The sequence below is a fragment of the Micromonospora sp. NPDC047753 genome (assembly GCF_040642735.1).
In the GTDB taxonomy this organism is placed as follows: Bacteria; Actinomycetota; Actinomycetes; order Mycobacteriales; family Micromonosporaceae; genus Micromonospora.
On record NZ_JBEYSL010000680.1, the window covers coordinates 1 to 2890 of the forward strand.

4 protein-coding genes and 1 pseudogene are annotated in these 2890 nt (G+C 72.5%); 2 read left to right on the forward strand and 3 right to left on the reverse strand.

The window, feature by feature from the left end:
* Positions 1–84: 84 nt before the first annotated feature.
* From ABZ749_RS33040 to ABZ749_RS33050, 3 genes are all read right to left on the reverse strand, one after another.
* Positions 85–759 (reverse strand): hypothetical protein, encoded by a 675-nt coding sequence (locus tag ABZ749_RS33040; protein WP_357234830.1) that lies wholly within the window; start codon positions 757–759, stop codon positions 85–87.
* 98 nt (positions 760–857) lie between these two features.
* Positions 858–1247 carry a hypothetical protein gene (locus tag ABZ749_RS33045; RefSeq protein WP_357234833.1) on the reverse strand — a complete coding sequence of 130 codons (390 nt, stop codon included), beginning with the start codon at positions 1245–1247 and terminating at the stop codon, positions 858–860.
* Positions 1248–1284: 37 nt separating this feature from the next.
* Positions 1285–2127 (reverse strand): hypothetical protein, encoded by an 843-nt coding sequence (locus ABZ749_RS33050; RefSeq protein WP_357234836.1) that lies wholly within the window; start codon positions 2125–2127, stop codon positions 1285–1287.
* Positions 2128–2146: 19 nt separating this feature from the next.
* Here ABZ749_RS33050 and ABZ749_RS33055 point away from each other — a divergent pair, with 19 nt between their 5' ends.
* Positions 2147–2335, forward strand: coding sequence for a hypothetical protein (locus ABZ749_RS33055; protein WP_238671532.1), 189 nt, complete (start codon positions 2147–2149; stop codon positions 2333–2335).
* Between the two features lie 65 nt (positions 2336–2400).
* Positions 2401–2890: pseudogene (locus ABZ749_RS33060) on the forward strand (hypothetical protein); the annotation flags it as partial.

Sequence of the window (2890 nt, forward strand, 5' to 3'; positions counted from 1 at the left end):
GTCGCGGATGATCGACCACCTGCGGGAGCGGCCGGACGTGGCGGGGGTCAGCCCGCTGCGGCGGCGCGGCGGCGCGGCGGTGGCTCAGCCGATCCGGCAGTCGACCCCGTTGACTGTGCACTTGACCGGGCGCTGTGCCGAGTCACCCCAGCCCACGCGCAGCCGCAGCGTCCGAGAGTCGCCCGGGTCCAGCGAACGGGTGCCGCGCAGGACGAACTCCCCGTGCCCGCGCCCCCGCACCGAGACGCCCGAGTCATCACCCACCCGCAGAGTCCAGGTGTCGTCGTCGAACAGCAGTTCCACCTGCCAGTCCGCCGACCGACTCGACTCGTTGGCGATCGACAGGACCGCCGAATCCCCGTCCCAGCCGTTCGAACCGACCTCGTACCGGGCGCTGACCGCGTCCTGCGCCGACGGCGCAATCAGGACGCTCGTCCGCCCCGGAGTCGGCGAGCCGGTGACGGTGGCCCGCGGTGACGGTGTCCGGCTACTGCGTGACGGTCGCGGTGACACCGAGCGCCGCTCCACGGCGGCCGGAGTCGGCCCACCGGTGGCCGACGCGGCGGCCGGCACGGTCGGCAGGAACGCCGGAGGCGCGGCCTGCGGCGGCGCGTCCCGCTCCCTGGTGCGAAACGCCAGCAGCGCGATCACGAGGAGCACCACCAGCGCGCACACGCCGAGCAGCACCACGATCCACGGCACCGACGCTAACACCCGCGCCGCCCGCGAATCTGCCGCACCGTCCGGCCGCACCGCCATCAGGTCTCCCCTCGTCCCCCACCGACGCGACAGCGTAGCCAGCGCCGCACGGACCCGAAACCGGGTGGGTACGGATCGGGCCAACCGGCCCCCGTCGGTCAGCCCGTCCGGACGACAGTGCAGATCAGTGGTCCGTCATCCGAGATACGCAGCAGGTAGCGGTACCGCTCCCCCGGCACCGCCTGCCCCCGACAGTCCAGGAACTCCCACTCCACCGCCACCATCGTCAACAGCGCGGACACCGCCTGAACGTCCTCGATCCGGGCGTGGGCCGCGACCAACTCCCGGTCCTGGTAGTCGGGTGCGGCACCCACGAAGGACAGCGCCACCGCCGCCGCGGACGTGAACGAGAAACTGTAGGTGTCAGCCACCACCAGCCCCGGCAGGGCGTAGCAGCCGGCGATGGCCGGCAGGTCGCCTGAGGTCAACGCCACGCCGTACCGGTCGAAGAAGTCGGCCAACGTGTCAAGATCCGTGGAGGCGTTCACGGCCACAGCAATTGCCGGTCACCGCACAGCTCAAACCTCAGCGGGGCGGCACCTGAACCTCGATCTCGGAACCCAACCGGGCGTCGCCGGCCAGACCCAGGTCGTCCCCGCTCCAGAACCGCCCCGGGTCGTACCAGTTCGGACGTCGACCCGCCGGCAGCAACCCCATTGCCTCATAGGTCACCGCCACCACCTCGGCGCAGTACGCCGTCTCCAGGGCCCGGTCCCGCTCCCCCGCCGACCGGGCCGAGCTGACCGGGCCGGAAGGGTTGGCGCGGTCGGTCGGGTTGGGGTGCTCAGCGCGGTCGGTCGGGTTGGGGCGCTCGGTCGGGTTGGGGCGCTCGGTCGGGTTGGGGCGCTCGGCCCGGTTGGGGTGAGGTGTCGGCTGGCCGAGGCGTGCCAACGCCGACAGCCCACCGAGGTGCGGCAACGCGGGAAGCCGGCCGGGGCGCGGCAGCGCCGGCACCCGACCCCGCACCCAGCGCCACGCCAACTGGGCGGTCGACGGGAACGGCGTGCCGTCGAGCCGCGCGATCGTCCGCAGCACCGCCCGCTCCATCTCCGCGTCGGCCGGCGGGTCGAGCTGCCGCAACCAGGCCCGTTGGCCGTACCGGTTGGCCCAGACGCAGACGGCGTCCCGCAGGTCGTGCAGCTGGACGCCACGTTGGTGGCTGCCCGACCACAGGTCCGGCAACGACCTGCCCAACTCCGCGTGCCACATCAGCGGCGGCATGTCGTCCAGCACCACCGCCATCCCGACGTGATTCACCGGGCTGTTGGTGGTGAACTGGATCGCCCGGTCCGGCACGCTGCGGCCCCGGAACACCCACACGTCACCGGTGCGGGTCAACTCGACGGCCTCATCCAGGCTGATGCTCATGAGGGTCTAGCCTAGGCCGATGCGGCAACGAATGCGGTGGTGGAAAGTTCTCGGGCTGGCCGGGCTCGCCGGTGTCGCGGCCTCCGGCGTGGTCATCGCCCGGGCCGAACGGCGTCGGCGCGCGTACACCCCGGAGGAGATCCGGCAGCGGCTGCTGGAGCGGCACGCCCAGGCCAGCGACGCCGCGAAACCCGGTGACCCGACCTGACCCACCGTCCTCTGTAGATCCTCGTTGGGTCAGCCGGGCAGGTCGATGATCGATACGATGAGGCCATGACGACGCCCGTCGCACAACGGCCCTTCGTCCTGTCCATCCCGGCCGCGCCGGTCGAACGACACGGCAACGTCGACCTGCACCTGCCCACCCACACCGGTCGCGCGCCGGCCGTCGTGGTGGTGCACGGCGCTCCGCTGCCACCCGACGCGCCCGACCCTCGCGACTGGTTGCTCTACCGCGGCTACGGCGCGCTGCTCGCCGCGAGCGGCGTGGTCACCGCACTGGTCAGCTACCAGGTGTCCGACCTGTCCGCGCTGCCCGCCGCAGCCGACGACATCGCCGCCATGGTCGAGCAGGTCCGCGCCGATCCGCGGGTCGACCCCGAGCGGGTGGTGCTGTGGTTCTTCTCCGGCGGCGGCCTCTTCGCGGCCGACTGGCTGCGCGTCCCACCGGCCTGGCTACGCGGGATCGCACTGACGTACCCGCTGCTCGTTCCGTTCCCCGGCTGGGAGGTCGACGCCCGGTTCCTGCCGGTCGAGGCACTCA

Coding starts and splice junctions, on each gene's coding strand:
- ABZ749_RS33040 (WP_357234830.1), bottom strand. CDS start 759: ATGGCGGTGCGGCCGGACGGTGCGGCAGATTCGCGGGCGGCGCGGGTG.
- ABZ749_RS33050 (WP_357234836.1), bottom strand. CDS start 2,127: ATGAGCATCAGCCTGGATGAGGCCGTCGAGTTGACCCGCACCGGTGAC.
- ABZ749_RS33055 (WP_238671532.1), top strand. CDS start 2,147: ATGCGGCAACGAATGCGGTGGTGGAAAGTTCTCGGGCTGGCCGGGCTC.